The organism is Parabacteroides hominis, from assembly GCF_014287585.1.
Taxonomy (GTDB): domain Bacteria; phylum Bacteroidota; class Bacteroidia; order Bacteroidales; family Tannerellaceae; genus Parabacteroides; species Parabacteroides hominis.
This window is the reverse complement of the sequence record NZ_JACOOJ010000044.1, coordinates 1-19,035: the sequence shown is the minus strand read 5'-3', so window position 1 is coordinate 19,035 and position 19,035 is coordinate 1. Positions and strand designations below refer to the sequence as shown.

Below are 19,035 nucleotides of genomic sequence, written 5' to 3'. Positions count from 1 at the left end.
TGCCCTCCACAAAAGTAACTTCTAAAACCTTAAAAGACTATTACCAGTTCGGATTTTGTTTTAATCCTTCATTTATTTCAATTTCAGTTGCAGGGATCGGCCACAGATAATCGCGATTTTCACGGAATACGCGAGTTAACATACGTTTACCTGTTATACCGTATTCATCTCTGTTAAGTAACGTATGAGACAATTTCCAACGCCGCAAGTCACTGTCACGAACACCTTCACCTGCCAATTCATAAGCTCTTTCGCGGAAGATACGCTGGAATACTTCATCTTTTGTGTTAGCAGCCAGATAAGACGGACCACTGTTCAGTAATGCAATACCAGCACGTTCACGTACTTTGTTAATGTATTCGACTGCTTTTGTTTGATTACCTACTTCATTATAACATTCAGCCAACATCAGATAAACATCTGCCAAACGAATAATCGGGAAGTTTACAGGAGTATGTTCACGGTTTGTTATAGCACCATTCCAATCTCCTTCCGGCACAAATTTTCTCCAGAAATAAGTTTCCCAACCACCTTTGTTGTTACGCATAAAACCATTGCTTTCATGTAAAGCGACTACATCACCTTTTTCATTTTTCGCAAAATAAAATGTCATCAACTTTTCTTTATTAGAATACCATCCTCGGTAGGTCGTATAAGGAGCGATAACCGTTGCTGACATACGTGGGTCACGTTGATCATACATTTCCTTAATCTTTTCCGATTCAGCCGGTATATCCAAAACTTCAGAACCATCAGTATTCACTGTACATCTGTAAACACGTTCACGCACTTTGTTGTCGGTTGTATAGCCAGGGAATAATTCATCCCAATCAAAAGGACGACCATCCTTATACTCATACATATCGACCAGGTTAACAGAAGGTAGCGTATTGTTCCAACAGCTTCCGTAAGAATTACGGGTTCCAGCATAGAAACATAGGGGCATACCGTAGTTGTTACCGGTTCCTCCTAAATTGATAATTGAAAAAATCATTTCAGAACTGGTATGACCGGTCAAGTTGAACAGATCAGCAAAATTACTGTATAGTTCATGTCCTGTTGTTGACTTTTCAAAATATTCAATTGCTTTTTCATATTGTTTATCATAAAGATAAATTTTACCTAACAAAGCTTGAACAGCGGTTAATGTAACACGGCCATAGTTGGCATCGTCCCATTTCTCAGGTAATCCTGAATTCAACGCTTTTTCCAAATCTGCAATAATAAACGCGCGTGTTTCTTCTGCAGAACTTCTCGTCTTCATTAGATTGTTGAAATCTTGTTCCAAATTGGTCGTTTCATCATAAAGAGGCAGACCTCCGAAATAATCCAACAAATGGAAATAGATCAAAGCACGTAAGAAACGAGCCTCACCTAACATTTGACTCTTTGCTTCTTCCGCAATAGGAGCTTCGCCAATACTGCGGATAGCCAAATTCGCACGCTGAACAGCATTATAACCGTTCTGCCATTTGCCATTCAGAAAACCTGTACGCGGTGTACATGTCCCTAACTGGAGAGCTTCATACTGGTCATATCCAACAGCGACGTCGGAGTTCACGTCTATCATGAACATTTTACCGTATAAGTCTGTATTTTTCAAGGACGCATAAACACCCATTAAACCGGACTTGCATTGATCTTCTGTTTGCCAGAAGGTCGAAGAGCTTAACTGGTCATAAGGTGCCCTATCCAAATCGTAGCAGCTTGTCAATGCTAAAAGTGCTGCTAAAAAAGGCATAATATATTTTTTCATCTTGTAATTCTGTTTATAAATTCAACAAACATGATTAGAATGTGACATTAACACCTATCACGGCCTGACGCATTGTCGGATAAGTGATGCCTTCTATTTCAGGATCATATCCTTTCCATTTTGTAAATGTAAAGAAGTTTTCCAAGCTACCGTAAATTCTGACTCTATCCATATAAGCAACCTTTGTCCATGCAGAAGGCAAGGTATAGCCTAATGTAATGTTACGTATTTTCAGATAAGCCTTGCTGGCTACCCAAAAATCAGAATATTGTTCATTTCTTGTATCATTATAGTCCAACAAACGAGGATAAGTAGCATCAGTACGCCCTTCATACCAACGTCCTTCAATTACATCTTTATTCAACTGATATCCAACACGTACACCACATTTATACAGGTTGCTCAGATATACGTCTTTAATACCGGCCTGTCCCTGTAGCAATGCAGAAAAATCTATTCCCTTCCAATTGAAACCAAGATTCATACCATAAGTCCAAGTCGGATTTTTACCGTTGCCGACCACTACACGATCGTCATCGTTAACAATACCATCAGGTTTTCCCGTCAGTTTTCCATTTTCATCCCTGCCATTTGTATCTTTGTAAAGTATATCACCTTTTTGCGGTGTTCCATAAGGAAATACGACTTTACCATCTACAGCCGGGTTATCCAACATTGCCTGAACTAATGCCAAATCCTCATCTGTCTGAACGATACGATCTATTTCACGAACATATAGAGACCAAATAGGCAAACCTTCTTTCAGCATTCTTGCACCATCGTAAGAAGCATCGTCTCCTTTAAACTTATCCACATTATTCTTGATATAAGTAAAGTTGAAGCCAACATTGTAAGAGAAATCTTTACCGATTTTATCACTCCAGTTTGTTGAGAATTCAAGACCTTTATTTGTGACTTGCGCTGCATTTTGCTTAGGAATAGTCGCATTACCATGAACCATCGGAGCAGGAAGGTCAATCAAAATACCTTCTGTTTTCTTGTTAAAGAATTCGATGCTACCTGACAAACGGTTTCCTAATACATTATAATCAACACCAACGTTTGTGATATAAGTTGTTTCCCATGTTAAAGCGGCATTAGCGATAGCTGTCTGAGACAAACCCATTGCAACTGCACGATTCAAGACATAGTTCGTTTGTGCATACAAAGACTGAGATGTATAGTTACCATCATTATCACGATTAGATCCTAACGTATTATTACCCAAAGAACCATAAGAAGCACGTATTTTCAGGTTATCCAACCAGTTGACATCCTTCATAAACTCTTCTTCGGAAATACGCCATGCAGCAGAGAAAGATGGGAAATATCCCCAGCGGTTGTCTGACAGGAAACGGGAAGAACCGTCTGCACGTAAGTTTGCTTCAAACAGATACTTATCATCCCAACCCAAGTTCAGGCGTCCAAAGAAAGAACGCATAGCCCATTCTGTAATATTACCGGTTGAAGAAGATTCTCCTATTGCACCTTCTATAACACCTAATGAAGGATCAATCAAATCCTTACGTGTTGCACTAAAAAACTGCCGTTTATATTGTTCTTGGCTGGCACCTATCATCAAATTTGTGCTCAGGCGATCACTAAAGAAATTCCGTTCATATCGCGCGGTCGCATCCATAAAGTTTCTGAACGTCTTTTCATTGTAGTTATAAATACTGGTCTGGCCAACACCGTCCGTAAACAATGTATTCGTCTGGAAATTATACATTGGGACGAAATTAGGCTTGCTATCCTTGAATTTATCATAATAGTCATATGTATATGAACCTTGGATGGTCAGACCTTTCAACGGTGTTAAAATTGCATACAGACGGGTTTTTAAAGTATTCATCTGAATATTACCCGTTGTATTACGCAGACGGTTATATGGGTTGTTCGTCGCATTCTGAGGATCATCTTCATTGTTAGCATTAATACCTAAACGATTCTGATCATCCAAATAGGCGATACCGGGATTACCACCGGTCAAACCATAAGTATAGATATCCTTAATATTTTCGCTGACCGGAGTAGTGTTTGCCGTATATCCGCTCAGGTTTACTCCCAACTTTAACCAGTCTTTAATCTGGGAATCAATATTGGCACGAAGGCTAAAGCGTTCATAACCGCAATTCTCCAGAATACCAGGGTTATTCAGATAATTGAAAGAGGTGTAATACGTAATCTTTTCAGAACCACCGGAAGCCGAGATATTATGCTGATGGGAAACACCGGTTTCATATACATCGAAAATATCATTGTTCGGATAAGCCAGATAGTTCGGCATTCCATATTCGTTCAATCCGTTCGGATCTTGCGATTTTTCACGCCATAAGTTAATTACGTTCTGTGAAAACTGAGCCGGTTTATTACTATTTGCCAGACCTTCATTCAGATATTCCATGTAATCAGCATAATTAGAGATTACATCATACGGTTTATCCAATGTCTGGAAAGATACATAACCCGTATAATCCAGTTTCATCTTACCTGATTTACCGGACTTTGTAGTAATCAAGATAACACCGTTAGCAGCACGGGAACCGTAGATTGCTGATGAAGCAGCATCCTTCAATACACTGACTGTTTCTACGTCCTGCGGACTAACACTGTTCAGGTTTCCTTCCACACCATCGATAATAACCAGCGGAGAAGAGTTGTTCAATGTACCCTGACCACGAACCTTTATATCCGCATCACCATTATTAGACGGGATATTGTTGCTGGATGTGATCTGTACACCGGGAGCGGTACCCGCCAAAGCGGTAGAAATGTTTGTCAACGGACGGCTCTCAGCCATTTCGCTGACATTAACAGAGGTAACAGAACCGGACAGGTTAACCTTTTTCTGCGTACCATAACCTACGACGACAACCTCTTCCAGTGCTTGGGAGTCTTCGGCAAGTTTGATGGAAAATCTCTGGAAAAGACGAATAAAAAGGGACAAATGTCTTCGTAATGCCTGTCAATAAGGCGTTTGCGAAGACAAATGAGGACAGGCGAAAAATCGAGGTAACGTAAAGGAAAGCGGATTTATGAAGAAGAACGGTCTCCAAATCATTACCCGCCGAATGGTGATTTTTAACACACCGTGTTGTATTTGGCAGCTTGTGGCACAGGTTGGCATATCAAGGTCTAACTCGTTGAGTAATAACTTTGCAAACAAAAAACGAGTATGGCAAGAAGCACATTCAAGGTTCTGTTCTACGTGAACGGCAGCAAGGAGAAAAACGGTATTGTCCCCATCATGGGACGAGTGACAATCAACGGGACTGTGGCGCAGTTCAGTTGTAAGCAGAACATCCCGAAAACGCTTTGGGACGTGAAAGGAAACAAGGCGAAAGGCAAGAGCCGCGAGGCACGAGACATCAACCTTGCCCTTGACAACATCAAGGCGCAAATCATCAAACATTACCAGCGCATTTCAGACCGCGAGGCATTTGTTACGGCTGAGATGGTGCGCAACGCCTATCAGGGAATCGGCAGCGAGTATGAGACGCTGCTAAAAGCATTCGACCGTGAGAACGAAGTGTTCAAGAAACGGGTAGGCAAAGACAGGGTAATGGCTACCTATCGGGCACGTGTACGGGCAAGAAACCATGTAGCCGCCTTTATCAAGTCGTTTTACAGACGCAGCGATATGTCCATGTTGGAACTTACTCCCGATTTCATCAAGGAGTTCGCCGCATACCTCTCGACTGAAGCCGGATTGCGGAACGGTTCGATATGGGCAAACTGTATGTGGCTGAAAGGCGTGGTCATGAAAGCGCATTATAACGGGTTGATACCGCGCAATCCTTTCATCCAGTTTCATATCAGCCCCAATGTGAAAGAACGGGAATATCTGACGGAGGATGAACTGAAAGCGGTCATGACACATGAGTTTGCAGACAGCAAGCTCGCATACATCCGTGACATTTTCATCTTTGCCAGTTTCACCGCCTTGTCATTCGTGGACATTCAGGAACTGACGAATGACAACATCGTGGAGGTGAACGGCGAGAAGTGGATATTGTCCAAACGCCACAAGACAAAAGTCGCCTTCCAAGTGAAGCTGCTGGATATACCCTTGCAGATAGTCGAACGCTACCGACCGATGCAGAAAGACAATCGTATATTCCCCGGCTTGAACTATTGGTCTATCTGCAAACCGTTGAAACGGATGATAAGGGAATGTGGCATAACCAAGTCAATATCATTTCATTGCAGTCGTCATGGCTTCGCAACATTAGCTTTGAGCAAGGGGATGCCCATTGAAAGCGTAAGCCGTGTGTTGGGACATACGAATATAGTCACGACCCAACTCTACGCAAAGATAACCACGCAGAAGCTCGACAACGACCTGACCATGTTCGGCGACAAACTGAGTAAGACGTTTAACGGAATAACGATGTCATGAGTATGAGAAGAAACAGCATAACAGTGAATGAATCCGGCAATATCATCATGCCGGAGAATGTCTCAAACATTTGGATGAGCGAGCCGGAATTGGTGGAACTGTTCGGAGTAATTGCTCCGACACTTCGTTCTGCCATCAGAAACATCTATAACAGTGGAGCATTAAAAGAATACGAGGTACAGAAGTATGTTCGGCAGGAGAACGGGTATCATGCCGATGTGTTCAGCTTTCCGATGATAGTCGCACTTGCTTTCCGCATTGACAGCTTCGGTGCGGAACAGGTGCGCAATGCCATATTTAAAAGGCTGTACTTGCGAAAAGAGAAAACAAATATCTTCTTTTCGCTGGGTATAAATGGTTGGGATATGTCTAATTATCAGGCATAAGTTCTAATGATATGACGACATGAAGTAGTGAGACCTATGCGTATTCCCATTGCCAACAATGTATTTATACGAGTATGTGAATAGGTGTATTGCCATTCATACGTACGATTACGACAAACCCGAAGAAAAATCCATTAGAATGGCATTTCTTCGGGCTTTTGTTGTATGTCATAAAGCCAAATCCAAGAAAATCTTACGTGAGGTATGCGTGAGTTGTTAATCCGTTCTGCGCTAATTGCCGAGTTTTGCACTGATTAAACAAAAAAATGAAGTGCTAATGAAACAAGGCAACTTTGAAAATGAGGAGTTTATCCGTGTGGGTACTACCCTCTACAAGTTAGTGAACCAGCCCCGTCTGAACGGAGGCTATGTGAAGAAGCGCATCGTGTGGAACAACGAAACACTGCGGCAGGACTACGGCAAGGACTATCTCGCCACCGTGCCGAAGTACGACGGCTTCTGCACCGTCCCCGACCATGTGGACTACCGTCCCGTGGTGGACAAGTTCCTGAACCTCTACGAGCCGATAGGACACCGTCCGCAACAAGGCGAGTTTCCCTGTATCCGGTCATTGGTGCGCCATATCTTCGGTGAACAGTATGAATTGGGCATGGACTATCTTCAATTGCTCTACCTGCAACCCGTGCAGAAACTGCCTATCCTGCTGTTGGTATCAGAAGAACGCAACACGGGCAAGAGTACATTCCTGAACTTCCTGAAAGCTGTGTTTCAAAACAATGTCACTTTCAATACCAACGAGGACTTCCGCAGCCAGTTCAATTCCGACTGGGCAGGAAAACTGCTCATCGTGGTGGACGAGGTATTGCTCAACCGCAGGGAGGACAGCGAGCGGTTGAAGAACCTCAGCACCACACTTTCCTACAAGGTGGAAGCCAAAGGCAAAGACCGTGACGAGATAGCGTTCTTTGCCAAGTTCGTGCTATGCTCCAACAACGAGTATCTGCCTGTTATCATTGATGCAGGTGAAACACGCTATTGGGTGCGCAAGATAGACCGTCTGCAATCCGATGACACAGACTTCCTGCAAAAGCTGAAAGCTGAGATACCTGCCTTTCTGTATTACCTGCAATACAGACAACTTTCCACCGAAAAGGAAAGCCGTATGTGGTTTGCGCCCTCTTTGCTGCATACCGAAGCCTTGCAGAAGATTATCCGCAGCAACCGCAACCGATTGGAGATAGAGATGTGCGAACTTATCCTTGACATTATGGAAAGTGTCGGCACGGACACATTCTCGTTCTGCCACAACGACATTCTTCTTTTGCTGGTACATTCGCAGGTAAAGGTGGAGAAGCACCAAGTCAGAAAGGTATTGCAGGAATGTTGGAAACTTACTCCTGCCTCTAACGGGCTTACATATACCACTTACCAATTCAATTACAATCGGGAGTGCCGATATGAGCCGATAAAAAGAGTCGGTCGTTTCTACACCGTCACAAGGGAACAACTTGAATCCCTGTAATACTATTCTTTTTTTGTTGAATTGATGAATAATGATATAACCATACTGATAATAAACAGCATACACTCTCAACAAATTCTCAACAATCGAAAAGAAAAGTTGAGAGGGAAACAGCATCAGTTTGTTGGATTCTCTATTTGTGAGTGGTTTGTTGAGAAGATGTTGAGAATATAAAGCATTAACGTATAGGACAATACATATCTCATTCATCAAATCAACGTTTTTACAGTCATCATCAAATCCATAGAAATTATATCATGAACATCCAAGAAGCAAAACAAATCAAAATTGCGGACTATCTGCAAAGTTTGGGTTATTCGCCCGTAAAGCAACAGGGAAACTGCCTGTGGTATAAATCCCCGTTCCGTCAGGAAACGGAAGCCTCGTTCAAGGTGAACACCGACCGCAACCTGTGGTTCGATTATGGACTGGGAAGAGGTGGTAACATCATCGCACTTGCAGGGGTACTGTACGCATCCGACCATGTGCCTTATCTGCTTGGCAAGATAGCGGAACAGGCACCACACATCCGTCCCATATCTTTCTCTTTTCGCCAGCAGGCATCCGAACCGAGTTTCCAACATTTGGAGGTGGGCGAACTCACCCATCCGGCATTGCTCCGATACTTGCAGGAACGGGGCATAAACATCGCTTTGGCAAAGGCGCAATGTAAAGAGCTCCACTTCACCCATAACGGCAAGCCCTATTTCGCCATCGGTTTTCCGAATGTGGCGGGAGGATTTGAAGTGCGTAACCGTTTTTTCAAAGGCTGTGTCGCACCCAAAGACATCAGCCATATTCGGCAACAGGGAGAAGCGAGAGAGAAATGCCTTGTATTCGAGGGCATGATGGACTATCTTTCATTCCTCACGTTGCGGAAGAGGAACTGCTCGAACTTGCCCGACCTTGACAGGCAGGATTACGTCATCCTCAATTCGACCGCCAATGTTTCCAAAGCTATAGATGTGCTGCACGGGTATGGACGTATCCACTGCATGCTCGACAATGACGAGGCGGGAAGAAAGGCGTATCGGGAATTGGAAAGGAAGTTCGCCGGACGCATCCGCGACTTCTCCGACAACTACAAAGGGCATAAAGACCTGAACGATTACCTGCGTGGAATCCGGCAGAAATTAGCCGTTAGTCCACCGCCAAGAACTATCGTAAAACCCAAGAAGAAAGGGTTGGGATTATGACATCCCGAATGAGAAAAACGGGAGATGCCCGAAACTCATTCCTTAAGGATTGGGAGGTAGCAAGTTTGTGTTTCGGGTGTACCGAAACCGCTTGCCACCCACCATCCAAATTGCAGGAGGTGGCATCCCGTCGGTCTATACAGTTGAATCAGTAACCGAATTAAAAGGAATAAAATATGGAACAGACAAAGGAACACAAGGAACGCAACAAGGGAGGTCGCCCCAAGAAGGAAGCAACCGAGAAACTGAAATACCGTATCGCAGTGAAAATGACGGCAGCCGACTACTTCCGCCTGCTGACACGATCGCATGAGGCGGGCGTATCACCAAGCGAGTACATGAGGGAATGTTTCCGTAACGGTCATGTGAAAGAACGGCTGTCGGAGGAACATGCCGGATACATCCGCCAACTCTGCGGCATGGCTAACAATCTCAACCAGCTTGCGCGTAAGGCAAACGCCGGAGGCTTCCACGATGAACGGTGGGACTGCAAGGTGGCAGTGGCAAGGATTCATGAACTTATAACCAAGATAGGGATATGATGGCGAAAATCGTAAAAGGAAGCGACTTCAAGGGTGCGGTGGATTACATCATCGACAAGAAGAAGGATACGCAGATAGTAGCAAGCGAAGGCTTGTTTATGGAAAATCTGGAAACTATCGCCATGAGTTTCAATGCCCAGTCACGGATGAACGATAAGGTGACAAAACCTGTCGGACATATCGCGTTGAGTTTTTCCAAAGAGGATGAGTTACGGCTGACGAACCGTATCATGGCAGGCATCGCGCTTGAATATATGAAACGGATGGGAATCAAGAATACGCAGTTCTTCATCGCCCAGCATTTCGACAAGGAGCATCCGCACGTGCATATTGCTTTCAACCGCATAGACAACAACGGCAATACCATATCGGACAGGCACGAGCGTCTGCGCAGTACCCGCATCTGCAAGGAATTGACCTTGAAATACGGCTTGCATATGGCTGGCGGAAAGGACAATGTCAAACGCAACCGCCTGAAAGAGCCAGACAGGACGAAATATGCGCTTTACGACATCATCAAAATGGAAGTCGGCAGATGCGGCAACTGGAACGTGCTTATCGCCAACCTGAAACGGCAGGGAGTGGAAGTACATTTCAAGCATAAGGGGCAGACCAGCGAGGTGCAGGGTGTTGTATTCTCCATGAATGGCTACCATTTCAACGGCTCCAAAGTGGACAGGCGTTTCAGTTATTCCAAGATTGACGCGGCTTTGCAGCACAACAGATGCAGGGAACGTATGGGAATAACAGCCGGAATATATGAAACGGCTACACCAAGCGCACCGTCCGGCACGGCACAAAGCGAGTTGTTCAACGGCTCTTGGGGATTGCTAAAAAGCAGTGGCTCATCTTATAACGCTGCTGATGCGGAAGCCAATCAGGAAATGGTGGATATACTTCGCAGAAGGAAGAAAGTTAAGCGCAAGAGAGGTGTTGGGTTCTAATATTCTGTACTAATCCAATTCTCACGACACTTGCGCTCTATATTCATTCGGAGTGTAACCTACCTCTTTCTTGAACAGTCGGGTAAAATGTTGCGGGTACTGAAAACCGAGATTATAGGCGATTTCATTAACGGTGTCGTCTGTAGATGCAAGTTCCGTCTTGGCTATTTCAATAGACTTGTCATGAATGAAATGCAGGGCGGTTGAACCTGTTTCTTTTTTCAATAAATCACTGAAATAGTTGGGCGAGAGGCAGAGCTTGTCTGCACAATACTGTACAGTGGGCAAGCCTATCCGTTTAGCAGCCCCATCATGGAAGTATTCGTCAAGCAACCGCTCAAATCTTGCGAGGATGTCTCGGTTTTGGTTGTCGCGTGTGATGAACTGACGGTCATAGAAACGTGTGCAGTAATCAAGGAACGTCTTGATGCTGTCTGTGATGAGGTTCTTGCTGTGACGGTGTATCGGATGGTTCAATTCATATTGAATCTTGTGGAAGCAATCCATGATGATTTGCCGTTCTTCCACACTAAGGTGCAATGCCTCGTTTGTCTCGTAGGAAAAGAACGAATATTCACGCATTATCCGCCCGAGAGGTGTATTCCGCAGCAGGTCGGGATGGAACATAAGCAGGTAGCCATCTGGTTGGAACTGCATGCCGTCATCTTCCGCACCGAACACCTGTCCGGGCGCGATAAATATCAGTGTGCATAATTATTCCTAAGTCTGTGAAACCGGAACGCATGAAGCAGAATCTCGACATATTAGACTTCACCCTGTCGGCCGACGACATGGCACGGATAAAGACGCTGGATACCGACAAGCCTTTCTTACTCGGCTCGCACGAAGATCCAGAAATCGTAAAATGGTTCATGCAGTACAAAAACGCCTGAACATCAACAACCATATTTCGATAGCCGCTATCGACTATATTAAGAAGTTATTCGTATATGCCTTTATTGTAATCCGTCATGTACTGAGTAAATGTTTTGCCTGTTTGCTGTTTGAAGAAGCGCATGAGATGGCTCGGATCAGAGAAATTGAAATCATCCGCCATTTCACTGACAGTGCGGTTGGAGAATAGCAATTCGTTCTTCAGTTCCTCAAGCAGACGTTGTTTTATCAAATGGGTAGCTGATACTCCGAATTGGGCTTTTACTGAGTTATTGAGTGTGATGCGACTGACATGAAGCATGTCTGCATATTCCTGCACCCGCTGGTGGGTGCGGATATTCTGTTCCAACAAGTCCTTGAACCGAAAAGCGAAATTGTTTTTAGCAATTTCAGCGGGCAAGCAATAGGCGGCAGCGTATGTACGATTGATAATCAGCAAAAGATAATATAGTAAGGAAACAATGATATTGTACGTATCGGACACTGGATTCATCAGCTCATACTTAATCTTTCCGAGCAGCCGCATATATTCCTTCATTTCGTCATGTGTGGCATTGATGTAAGGCGGCGTATCTGTCTGGTAACAATACAAAAGGCGAAAAACGAAGAACTTGTCGGCGATAAAAGTACGCATGAAATCTTCGCGGAATATAAGGAACGTGTAATCCAACGCCGTCTCATCTACATGCCACTCTTGTTGCTGATGGGGTGAAAGCAGGAGAACCATGCCGTCGCGCAGTTCAATCTTGCGGAAGTTCAGTAGCAAATATCCGTTTGCCTTACGGAAAAAGTAGAAGCTGAAGAAGTCTGTCTTAAACCGCTTGTTTTCTGTCAGCACAAGTCCGATGTCCTTGTTTATGGCAGTATTGATGTAAAAATCCACGCCGCAGCGTGTCTTGTTGAACGGTACGCTGACCAGTCGATCAGGGTTGATTATCTCGTCCATATCCTTGTCGTTTTTGCAAAGATAATAATTTCATTTATCAAAATGGCATAATTACCGTTTTTTCAGGCATAGATGTTTCGCCGGATTCTTCCGAACTTTGCACCCGTAATCAATAACAAGACATATAGTCATGAAAAAGACATCTACAGTACAATTGGTGCGCAATGCCACCTTGAAAATCAGGTATGCGGGACACACCATGCTAATTGACCCCGTTTTAGCCGACAAAGGCACTTTGATATCGGCCCTCGGTGTGAATAAAACACCGAGGGTACACCTCACCATTCCTATTCAGGATATTATCGGAGGCGTGGACATGGTGCTCCTGACCCACAATCACATCGACCATTACGAGCCGAGTGTCCCCACACATTTGCCCAAAGAAATTCCTTTCTACGTTCAGCCCCAGGACGCGGACGCCATCAGAAACGACGGATTTACAAATGTGATACCCATCGAAGAAATAAAAACAATAGACGGCATATCCATTTACCGCACGACCGGACATCATGGTTTCGGGCAGATCGGGCAGATGATGGGACCTGTATCAGGTTATGTGCTAAAAGCCGAGGGCTTCCCGACCGTTTATATAATGGGTGACTGCCGATGGGAAGCATGTATCCGAGACACCGTGGAACGGTTCAATCCTGACTATATCGTGGTAAACTCCGGAGGTGCAATCTTTCCCGAATTTTCCAAAACGGACGGTCCTATCATCCCCGACGAGAACGAAGTGATGCAGATACTTGACGAATTGCCTTCGCATATCAAGCTGATAGCCGTACACATGGATGCCATCGACCATTGCCAGACCACCCGTGCAATTCTGCGCAATGAGGCAACGCATCACGAAGCCGACATGAGCCGGCTGATTATCCCGGAGGACGGAGAAACAGTTGTGTTATGAGTGTCTGCATTAAATCCCTGATAAAAAACATGAACATAGTGGTAGGGTGCACTATAGGATGCCCTTACTGCTATGCCCGTAACAACTGCCGCCGTTTCCACATTACCGACGACTTTTCCGTGCCTGAATACATGGAACGAAAACTGCGCATCATCGATACGTCCCGTCCTCATGTGTGGCTCATGACAGGAATGAGCGATTTCTCCGATTGGAAGCCTGAATGGAACGCAGAAATTTTCGAGCGGATCAGCAGCAATCCCCAGCACGCCTATATCTTTCTGACGAAGCGCCCTGACAAAATCAGTTTCTCCTCTGACGACGAGAACGTATGGATGGGCGTGACCGTTACGCGCAGTTCCGAGAAAAGGAGGATTGATGATTTGAAAAAGAATATCAAAGCACGACACTACCATGTCACGTTTGAACCTCTCTTCGATGATATCGGCGAGATTGATTTCGAGGGAATTGACTGGATTGTCATAGGCACAGAGACCGGAAACCGAAAAGGAAAGTCATATTCGCGCCCCGAATGGGTGCTTAGCATTGCAGAACAGGCAAAGGCTCATGGCATACCGGTGTTCATGAAAGAGGATTTGCTGCCGATTATGGGCGACGAAAGAATGATTCAGGAATTGCCGGAACAATTTACCAGACGAATACAATGAATATGGATACAATAAAGGAAATAGATGTAAAGAGTGTAATGACCAAATCCTCTCTGCCGGTGGGAGGATATTCGGTCAACCCTTATGTAGGGTGTCCCCACGCCTGCAGGTATTGCTACGCATCGTTCATGAAACGGTTCACCGGGCACACCGAGCCGTGGGGTACGTTTTTAGATGTAAAAAACTGGAAGCCGATAACGAATCCTCATAAATACGACGGTGAACGTGTTGTAATAGGGTCTGTGACGGACGGTTACAATCCGTATGAAGAAGAATTCCACCGTACCCGAAGGCTGCTCGAAGAGCTGCGAGGAAGCGATGCCGAGATTATGATATGCACAAAGTCCGATCTTGTCCTTCGCGATCTCGACCTGTTGAAGAGTTTTCCCAAAGTGACTGTGTCATGGTCTGTCAATACGCTCGACGAGCAGTTCTGCGCAGATATGGACAACGCCGTAAGCATTGAACGCCGTCTGAAAGCGATGCGTCAGACATACGAGGCAGGTATCCGCACCGTATGCTTCGTCTCGCCCATATTCCCCAGAATAACAGACGTAAAGGCAATAATAGAGGAGGTAAAAGATTATGCTGATTTAATCTGGCTTGAAAACCTGAATTTACGCGGGCAGTTCAAAGGCGGGATAATGACGTATATCCGTGAGAAGTATCCTGACCTCATACCGCTTTACGAGGAAATTTACAATAAAAAAAGGCTTGAATACTGGCAGGCATTGGAGCAGGACATTTCAAATTACGCCAAGGAGCAGGGCTTCCCGTATCGTATAAACGATCTGCCATACGGACGCTCGGAAAAAGGCAAACCTGTCATCGTAAACTACTTCTACCACGAAAAAATACGATTGACAAAATGAGGCTATGCCGGACTGATGCAGAAAAGTTGTAGCGCGGATAAAAGCACCATGTATGTGGATAATATCCGGCAATCTTCCGAGCGTATGCGGGAGATGCTCAACACGCTGCTGGATTTCTTCCGTCTGGACAACGGCAAGGAGCAACCCAACCTTTCCCCTTGCAGGATTTCCGCAATCACGCATATTCTTGAAACGGAGTTCATGCCCATTGCCATGAACAAGGGGCTGACTTTGATAGTGGAGAGCCACACCGATGCGGTGGTTTTGACCGACAAGGAACGTATCCTGCAAATCGGCAACAACTTGTTGTCAAACGCCATCAAGTTCACGGATAACGGTAGTGTATCATTGGCAGCGGATTATGATAACGGTTTGCTGAAACTTATCGTTGAAGATACCGGTACGGGCATGACCGAAGATGAGCAACAACGAGTATTCGGTGCATTTGAACGTCTTTCAAATGCCGCCGCAAAAGACGGCTTCGGATTAGGATTGTCCATCGTGCAGCGTATTGTGGCGATGCTCGGTGGAACTATACGCTTGGAAAGCGAGAAAGGCAAAGGGAGCCGCTTCACGGTGGAAATTCCCATGCAGACAGCCGAGGAACTGCCGGAACAGACAATTCAAGCGCAAATGCGCCATAATCATATCTGCCATGATGTGATTGCCATCGACAATGACGAGGTACTTCTCCTTATGTTGAAAGAAATGTATGCCCATGAAGGGATGCACTGCGATACCTGTACCAATGTTTCGGTACTGATGGAGCTGATACGAAAAAAGGAATACAGCCTGCTTCTGACGGATCTGAATATGCCTGAGATAAGCGGTTTTGAACTGCTGGAACTGTTGCGCTCATCCAATGTAGGCAACTCGAAGAGTATTCCCATAGTCGTGACAACCGCTTCGGGCAGTTGCAGCAAGGAGGAACTTATAGGGCGTGGATTTGCCGGATGCCTGTTCAAGCCGTTCTCCATATCCGAACTGATGGAGATTACGGATAAATGCGCATTAAGCAGCATATTGGATGAAAAGCCGGATTTTTCCACTCTGCTATCTTATGGCAATGAATCCGTCATGCTGGACAAACTGATAGCGGAAACCGAAAAGGAAATGCAGGCGGTCAAGGATGCAGAACAGCGTAAAGACCTCCAAGAACTGGACACACTTACACACCATCTGCGAAGTTCATGGCAGATTCTCCGTGCCGACCAGCCATTGAGGGAACTTTACGCCCAACTTCATGGAAGTGCCACTCCAGATGACGAAGCGATATGCAAAGCGGTGACCGGCTGTGCTGGATAAAGGTGCTGAAATTATCCGGCAGGCAAAAGAAGAAAGGAAAAATACGAAAATGGATAAAACAAGAATCATCGTGGTGGAGGACAATATCGTGTATTGCGAGTTTGTCTGCAACCTGCTGGCACGGGAAGGATTCCGTACCGTGCAGGCTTACCACCTCTCGACCGCGAAGAAACTTCTGCAACAAGCCTCAGACGGGGACATCGTGGTTTCTGACCTACGACTACCCGACGGTGACGGCATCGACCTATTACGATGGATGCGCAAGGAAGGCATGACACAACCGTTAATCATCATGACCAACTATGCCGAAGTGCATACGGCAGTCGAAAGTATGAAACTCGGCTCGCTGGACTATATCCCCAAGCAGCTTGTGGAGGATAAACTTATGCCTCTGCTTCATACCATCCTGAAAGAACGGAGTATCGGACGAAATCGTATGCCCGTTTTTGCCCGTGACAGTTCCGCCTTTCAGAAAATCATGCAACAGATAAGATTAGTTGCCCCTACTGATATGAGCGTGCTGATATTCGGAGAGAACGGCACGGGCAAGGAGCATATCGCCCACCATCTGCATGATAAGAGCAAAAGGGCAGGGAAACCGTTTGTGCCTGTGGACTGCGGTTCACTCTCCAAAGACCTTGCGCCCTCGGCATTCTTCGGACATGTCAAAGGCGCGTTTACGGGTGCGGACAGCACAAAGAAAGGATACTTCAATGAGGCAGAGGGTGGCACATTGTTCTTGGATGAGGTAGGCAATCTCGCATTGGAAACCCAGCAGATGTTACTCCGTGCCATACAGGAACGGAGATACCGCCCTATAGGTGACAAGACGGACAAGAGCTTCAATGTCCGCATCATCGCCGCCACCAACGAGGATCTGGAGAAAGCGGTCATTGAAAAACGTTTCCGACAGGATTTGCTGTACCGTTTGCACGACTTCGAGATAACTGTTCCGCCCTTGCGTGACTGTCAGGAGGACATCATGCCGTTGGCGGAGTTCTTCCGTGAGATTGCCAACAATGAATTGGAATGTAGCGTGACTGGGTTCGATGCGGAAGCCCGTAAGACATTGCTGACCCATCCGTGGCCGGGTAATGTCCGTGAGCTTCGGCAGAAGATAATGGGCGCGGTGTTGCAGGCACAGACGGGAGTTGTCATGAAAGAGCATCTGGAACTTGCCGTAACGAAACCGACCTCACCTGTCAGCTTCGCCTTGCGAAACGATGCGGAGGACAAGGAACGCATCTTACGCGCGTTGAAGCAGGCAAACGGAAACCGCAAGGTTGCCGCCGAATTGCTCGGAATCGGACGTACAACGCTGTATAGCAAGTTGGAAGAGTATGGATTAAAGTATAAATTTCAGCAATCATAGCCCGCAACTTGCCGAAAATAGAAGTAACGGTTAAACCGGATTATTCAGCGAGGATAAAAAACGTCCTGTGATAAAAATCATGGGACATTTTGATGTGTATCCGATTTTTATTGCTACTTTTGTACCAAGACGAGAGACATTGACAGCAACTCACAGCAGAACGTAGAAATAGACAGGGTTGCCAAATCATTACCTCATTTTTACCTTATCCTCAGAACTGCTTGCTAATAAAGTGGTTATAAAAATCTTCCAGAATTATGGTAAAAACTTTCTGATTATTTACCGGGAGCTGTTGTTCTTTATATCCGATAAATGAAACAACTAAAATAGAATTAGGCGCTACTTCGAGAGAAAAATTACCATCCATATCGGTAATAGTTCCGTTAGTAGTTCCCTTTTCCACAACATTTGCCCCTGCAATGGGTCCAAATTGATCTTCTACCACACCCTTAATAGTGTACTTGGCCTGTTGTGGCGAAGCTACAACAGGATTAGGTTCTACAGAACCTAATGCATCGGTTAAAGGATTGGCAGAAGCCATCCCGATTGATGCTAAGAGCATGGAAGCTCCCAAGAACATCGCTCTCGATACATAAAAGCGTTTAAAATCTTTTGTCATAATAACACCAGATTGATTAATAAATTGATAATAATTCTCGTTTCTCTAAATAGGCACTTTGTGTTTTTTATTGTGTTTTTCACAAAAGTGTGTTTTGATCTGAGTTCTTCAAGAACTATGGTACTTCGTTATCATTTATGGTTCAATATTTGGCAAATTTGAGCCAATTTCAGGCACGGATTTACGGATTTCACGGTTTAAATATGTTTTAAAAAAAACTTCTTGCCGTGTAATCCGTGAAATCCGTGCCTAAAATATAGGTTCAGTTTTTCTTATATTCGTACTTTTTATTTGTGGCTGAACGGGAGACTTATTGTATAATACCTGTTCTTTGACAACAAAATACAATCTTTAATAATAGGGCTGAAATCCGGCTTTTTTGCGGGCAAAAAGGGCTTTGTCGCCTGAGGTGCGGAGTTTTTTGCCATGAAGACGGTCGTAATTGCCCTGAGGTGCGCAGTGTATATAGCATGACGACCGTCCTGACGGCGACGAAGACGGTCGTAAAGGGAACGAAGACGGTCGTCATGGTTGGAAAGCCCCGGAATCGGTTTGGGATATACGGGGAATGTCCCGACTTTTTTTATTACAGGCGATTCTCCGGAAGTTCAGGTTTTCCAGAATATCCGTTCTTTCTCCTATCTGATTGCAAAGAGACATCGTTTTTTCATTTTCCGCCTACGATGTTTTTTCAATCGTTACCAATTCCAGCTAAAAGCCGGCAAAAAGTCAAATAAAAACGATCCGGA

15 protein-coding genes and 2 pseudogenes are annotated in these 19,035 nt (G+C 45.1%); 12 read left to right on the top strand and 5 right to left on the bottom strand.

Annotation, left to right across the window (positions count from 1 at the left end):
- Positions 1 to 40: 40 nt before the first annotated feature.
- Positions 41 to 1,756, bottom strand: coding sequence for a RagB/SusD family nutrient uptake outer membrane protein (locus tag H8S65_RS18105; RefSeq protein ID WP_186931253.1), 1,716 nt, complete (start codon positions 1,754 to 1,756; stop codon positions 41 to 43).
- Positions 1,757 to 1,790: 34 nt separating this feature from the next.
- Positions 1,791 to 4,703 (bottom strand): SusC/RagA family TonB-linked outer membrane protein, encoded by a 2,913-nt coding sequence (locus H8S65_RS18100; RefSeq protein WP_255489315.1) that lies wholly within the window; start codon positions 4,701 to 4,703, stop codon positions 1,791 to 1,793.
- 228 nt (positions 4,704 to 4,931) lie between these two features.
- Between H8S65_RS18100 and H8S65_RS18095 the strand changes: the two genes are divergently transcribed.
- From H8S65_RS18095 to H8S65_RS18070, 6 genes are all read left to right on the top strand, one after another.
- The gene (locus H8S65_RS18095; RefSeq protein ID WP_005775881.1) at positions 4,932 to 6,155 is read left to right on the top strand and encodes a site-specific integrase; all 1,224 of its coding nucleotides are present in this window, start codon (positions 4,932 to 4,934) and stop codon (positions 6,153 to 6,155) included.
- Positions 6,152 to 6,541, top strand: a complete 390-nt coding sequence (locus H8S65_RS18090; RefSeq protein WP_004328110.1) for a virulence RhuM family protein — start codon at positions 6,152 to 6,154, stop codon at positions 6,539 to 6,541. Before H8S65_RS18095 ends, H8S65_RS18090 begins: the two co-directional genes overlap by 4 nt.
- A gap of 277 nt (positions 6,542 to 6,818) precedes the next feature.
- The gene (locus tag H8S65_RS18085) at positions 6,819 to 8,024 is read left to right on the top strand and encodes a primase-helicase family protein (protein WP_004328112.1); all 1,206 of its coding nucleotides are present in this window, start codon (positions 6,819 to 6,821) and stop codon (positions 8,022 to 8,024) included.
- A gap of 257 nt (positions 8,025 to 8,281) precedes the next feature.
- Positions 8,282 to 9,220 (top strand): DUF8464 domain-containing protein, encoded by a 939-nt coding sequence (locus H8S65_RS18080; RefSeq protein ID WP_005775883.1) that lies wholly within the window; start codon positions 8,282 to 8,284, stop codon positions 9,218 to 9,220.
- A gap of 176 nt (positions 9,221 to 9,396) precedes the next feature.
- Positions 9,397 to 9,762 (top strand): MobC family plasmid mobilization relaxosome protein, encoded by a 366-nt coding sequence (locus tag H8S65_RS18075; RefSeq protein ID WP_004329306.1) that lies wholly within the window; start codon positions 9,397 to 9,399, stop codon positions 9,760 to 9,762.
- Positions 9,759 to 10,706 (top strand): relaxase/mobilization nuclease domain-containing protein, encoded by a 948-nt coding sequence (locus tag H8S65_RS18070; RefSeq protein ID WP_117817625.1) that lies wholly within the window; start codon positions 9,759 to 9,761, stop codon positions 10,704 to 10,706. Before H8S65_RS18075 ends, H8S65_RS18070 begins: the two co-directional genes overlap by 4 nt.
- Before the next feature lie 21 nt (positions 10,707 to 10,727).
- Here H8S65_RS18070 and H8S65_RS18065 read toward each other — a convergent pair whose 3' ends face one another.
- On the bottom strand, positions 10,728 to 11,387 hold the full coding sequence (locus H8S65_RS18065) for a helix-turn-helix domain-containing protein (protein ID WP_004329304.1): 660 nt from the start codon (positions 11,385 to 11,387) through the stop codon (positions 10,728 to 10,730).
- A gap of 47 nt (positions 11,388 to 11,434) precedes the next feature.
- Between H8S65_RS18065 and H8S65_RS18060 the strand changes: the two genes are divergently transcribed.
- On the top strand, positions 11,435 to 11,599 hold the full coding sequence (locus H8S65_RS18060; protein ID WP_009016553.1) for a hypothetical protein: 165 nt from the start codon (positions 11,435 to 11,437) through the stop codon (positions 11,597 to 11,599).
- Positions 11,600 to 11,646: 47 nt separating this feature from the next.
- Here H8S65_RS18060 and H8S65_RS18055 read toward each other — a convergent pair whose 3' ends face one another.
- Positions 11,647 to 12,546, bottom strand: a complete 900-nt coding sequence (locus H8S65_RS18055; RefSeq protein ID WP_004329302.1) for a helix-turn-helix domain-containing protein — start codon at positions 12,544 to 12,546, stop codon at positions 11,647 to 11,649.
- Between the two features lie 130 nt (positions 12,547 to 12,676).
- Between H8S65_RS18055 and H8S65_RS18050 the strand changes: the two genes are divergently transcribed.
- The 5 genes and pseudogenes from H8S65_RS18050 to H8S65_RS18030 all read left to right on the top strand — a co-directional run bounded on the left by H8S65_RS18050 (position 12,677) and on the right by H8S65_RS18030 (position 17,667).
- Positions 12,677 to 13,453, top strand: coding sequence for an MBL fold metallo-hydrolase (locus H8S65_RS18050; protein WP_004329300.1), 777 nt, complete (start codon positions 12,677 to 12,679; stop codon positions 13,451 to 13,453).
- Positions 13,450 to 14,118: a radical SAM mobile pair protein A gene (locus H8S65_RS18045; RefSeq protein WP_004329299.1), complete on the top strand. Its 669-nt coding sequence runs from the start codon at positions 13,450 to 13,452 to the stop codon at positions 14,116 to 14,118. The genes H8S65_RS18050 and H8S65_RS18045 overlap by 4 nt, the downstream gene beginning before the upstream one ends.
- Entirely contained in the window at positions 14,115 to 14,990 is an 876-nt protein-coding gene (locus tag H8S65_RS18040; RefSeq protein WP_004329298.1) for a radical SAM mobile pair protein B, read from the top strand. Before H8S65_RS18045 ends, H8S65_RS18040 begins: the two co-directional genes overlap by 4 nt.
- Positions 14,991 to 16,352 (top strand): annotated as a pseudogene (locus H8S65_RS18035) (sensor histidine kinase); the annotation flags it as partial.
- On the top strand, positions 16,345 to 17,667 hold the full coding sequence (locus H8S65_RS18030) for a sigma-54-dependent transcriptional regulator (RefSeq protein WP_005775887.1): 1,323 nt from the start codon (positions 16,345 to 16,347) through the stop codon (positions 17,665 to 17,667). The pseudogene H8S65_RS18035 and the gene H8S65_RS18030, both read left to right, overlap by 8 nt.
- A 244-nt stretch (positions 17,668 to 17,911) precedes the next feature.
- On the opposite strand, the pseudogene H8S65_RS18025 reads toward H8S65_RS18030, so the two are convergent.
- Positions 17,912 to 18,286 (bottom strand): annotated as a pseudogene (locus H8S65_RS18025) (carboxypeptidase-like regulatory domain-containing protein); the annotation flags it as partial.
- Between the last annotated feature and the right edge of the window lie 749 nt (positions 18,287 to 19,035).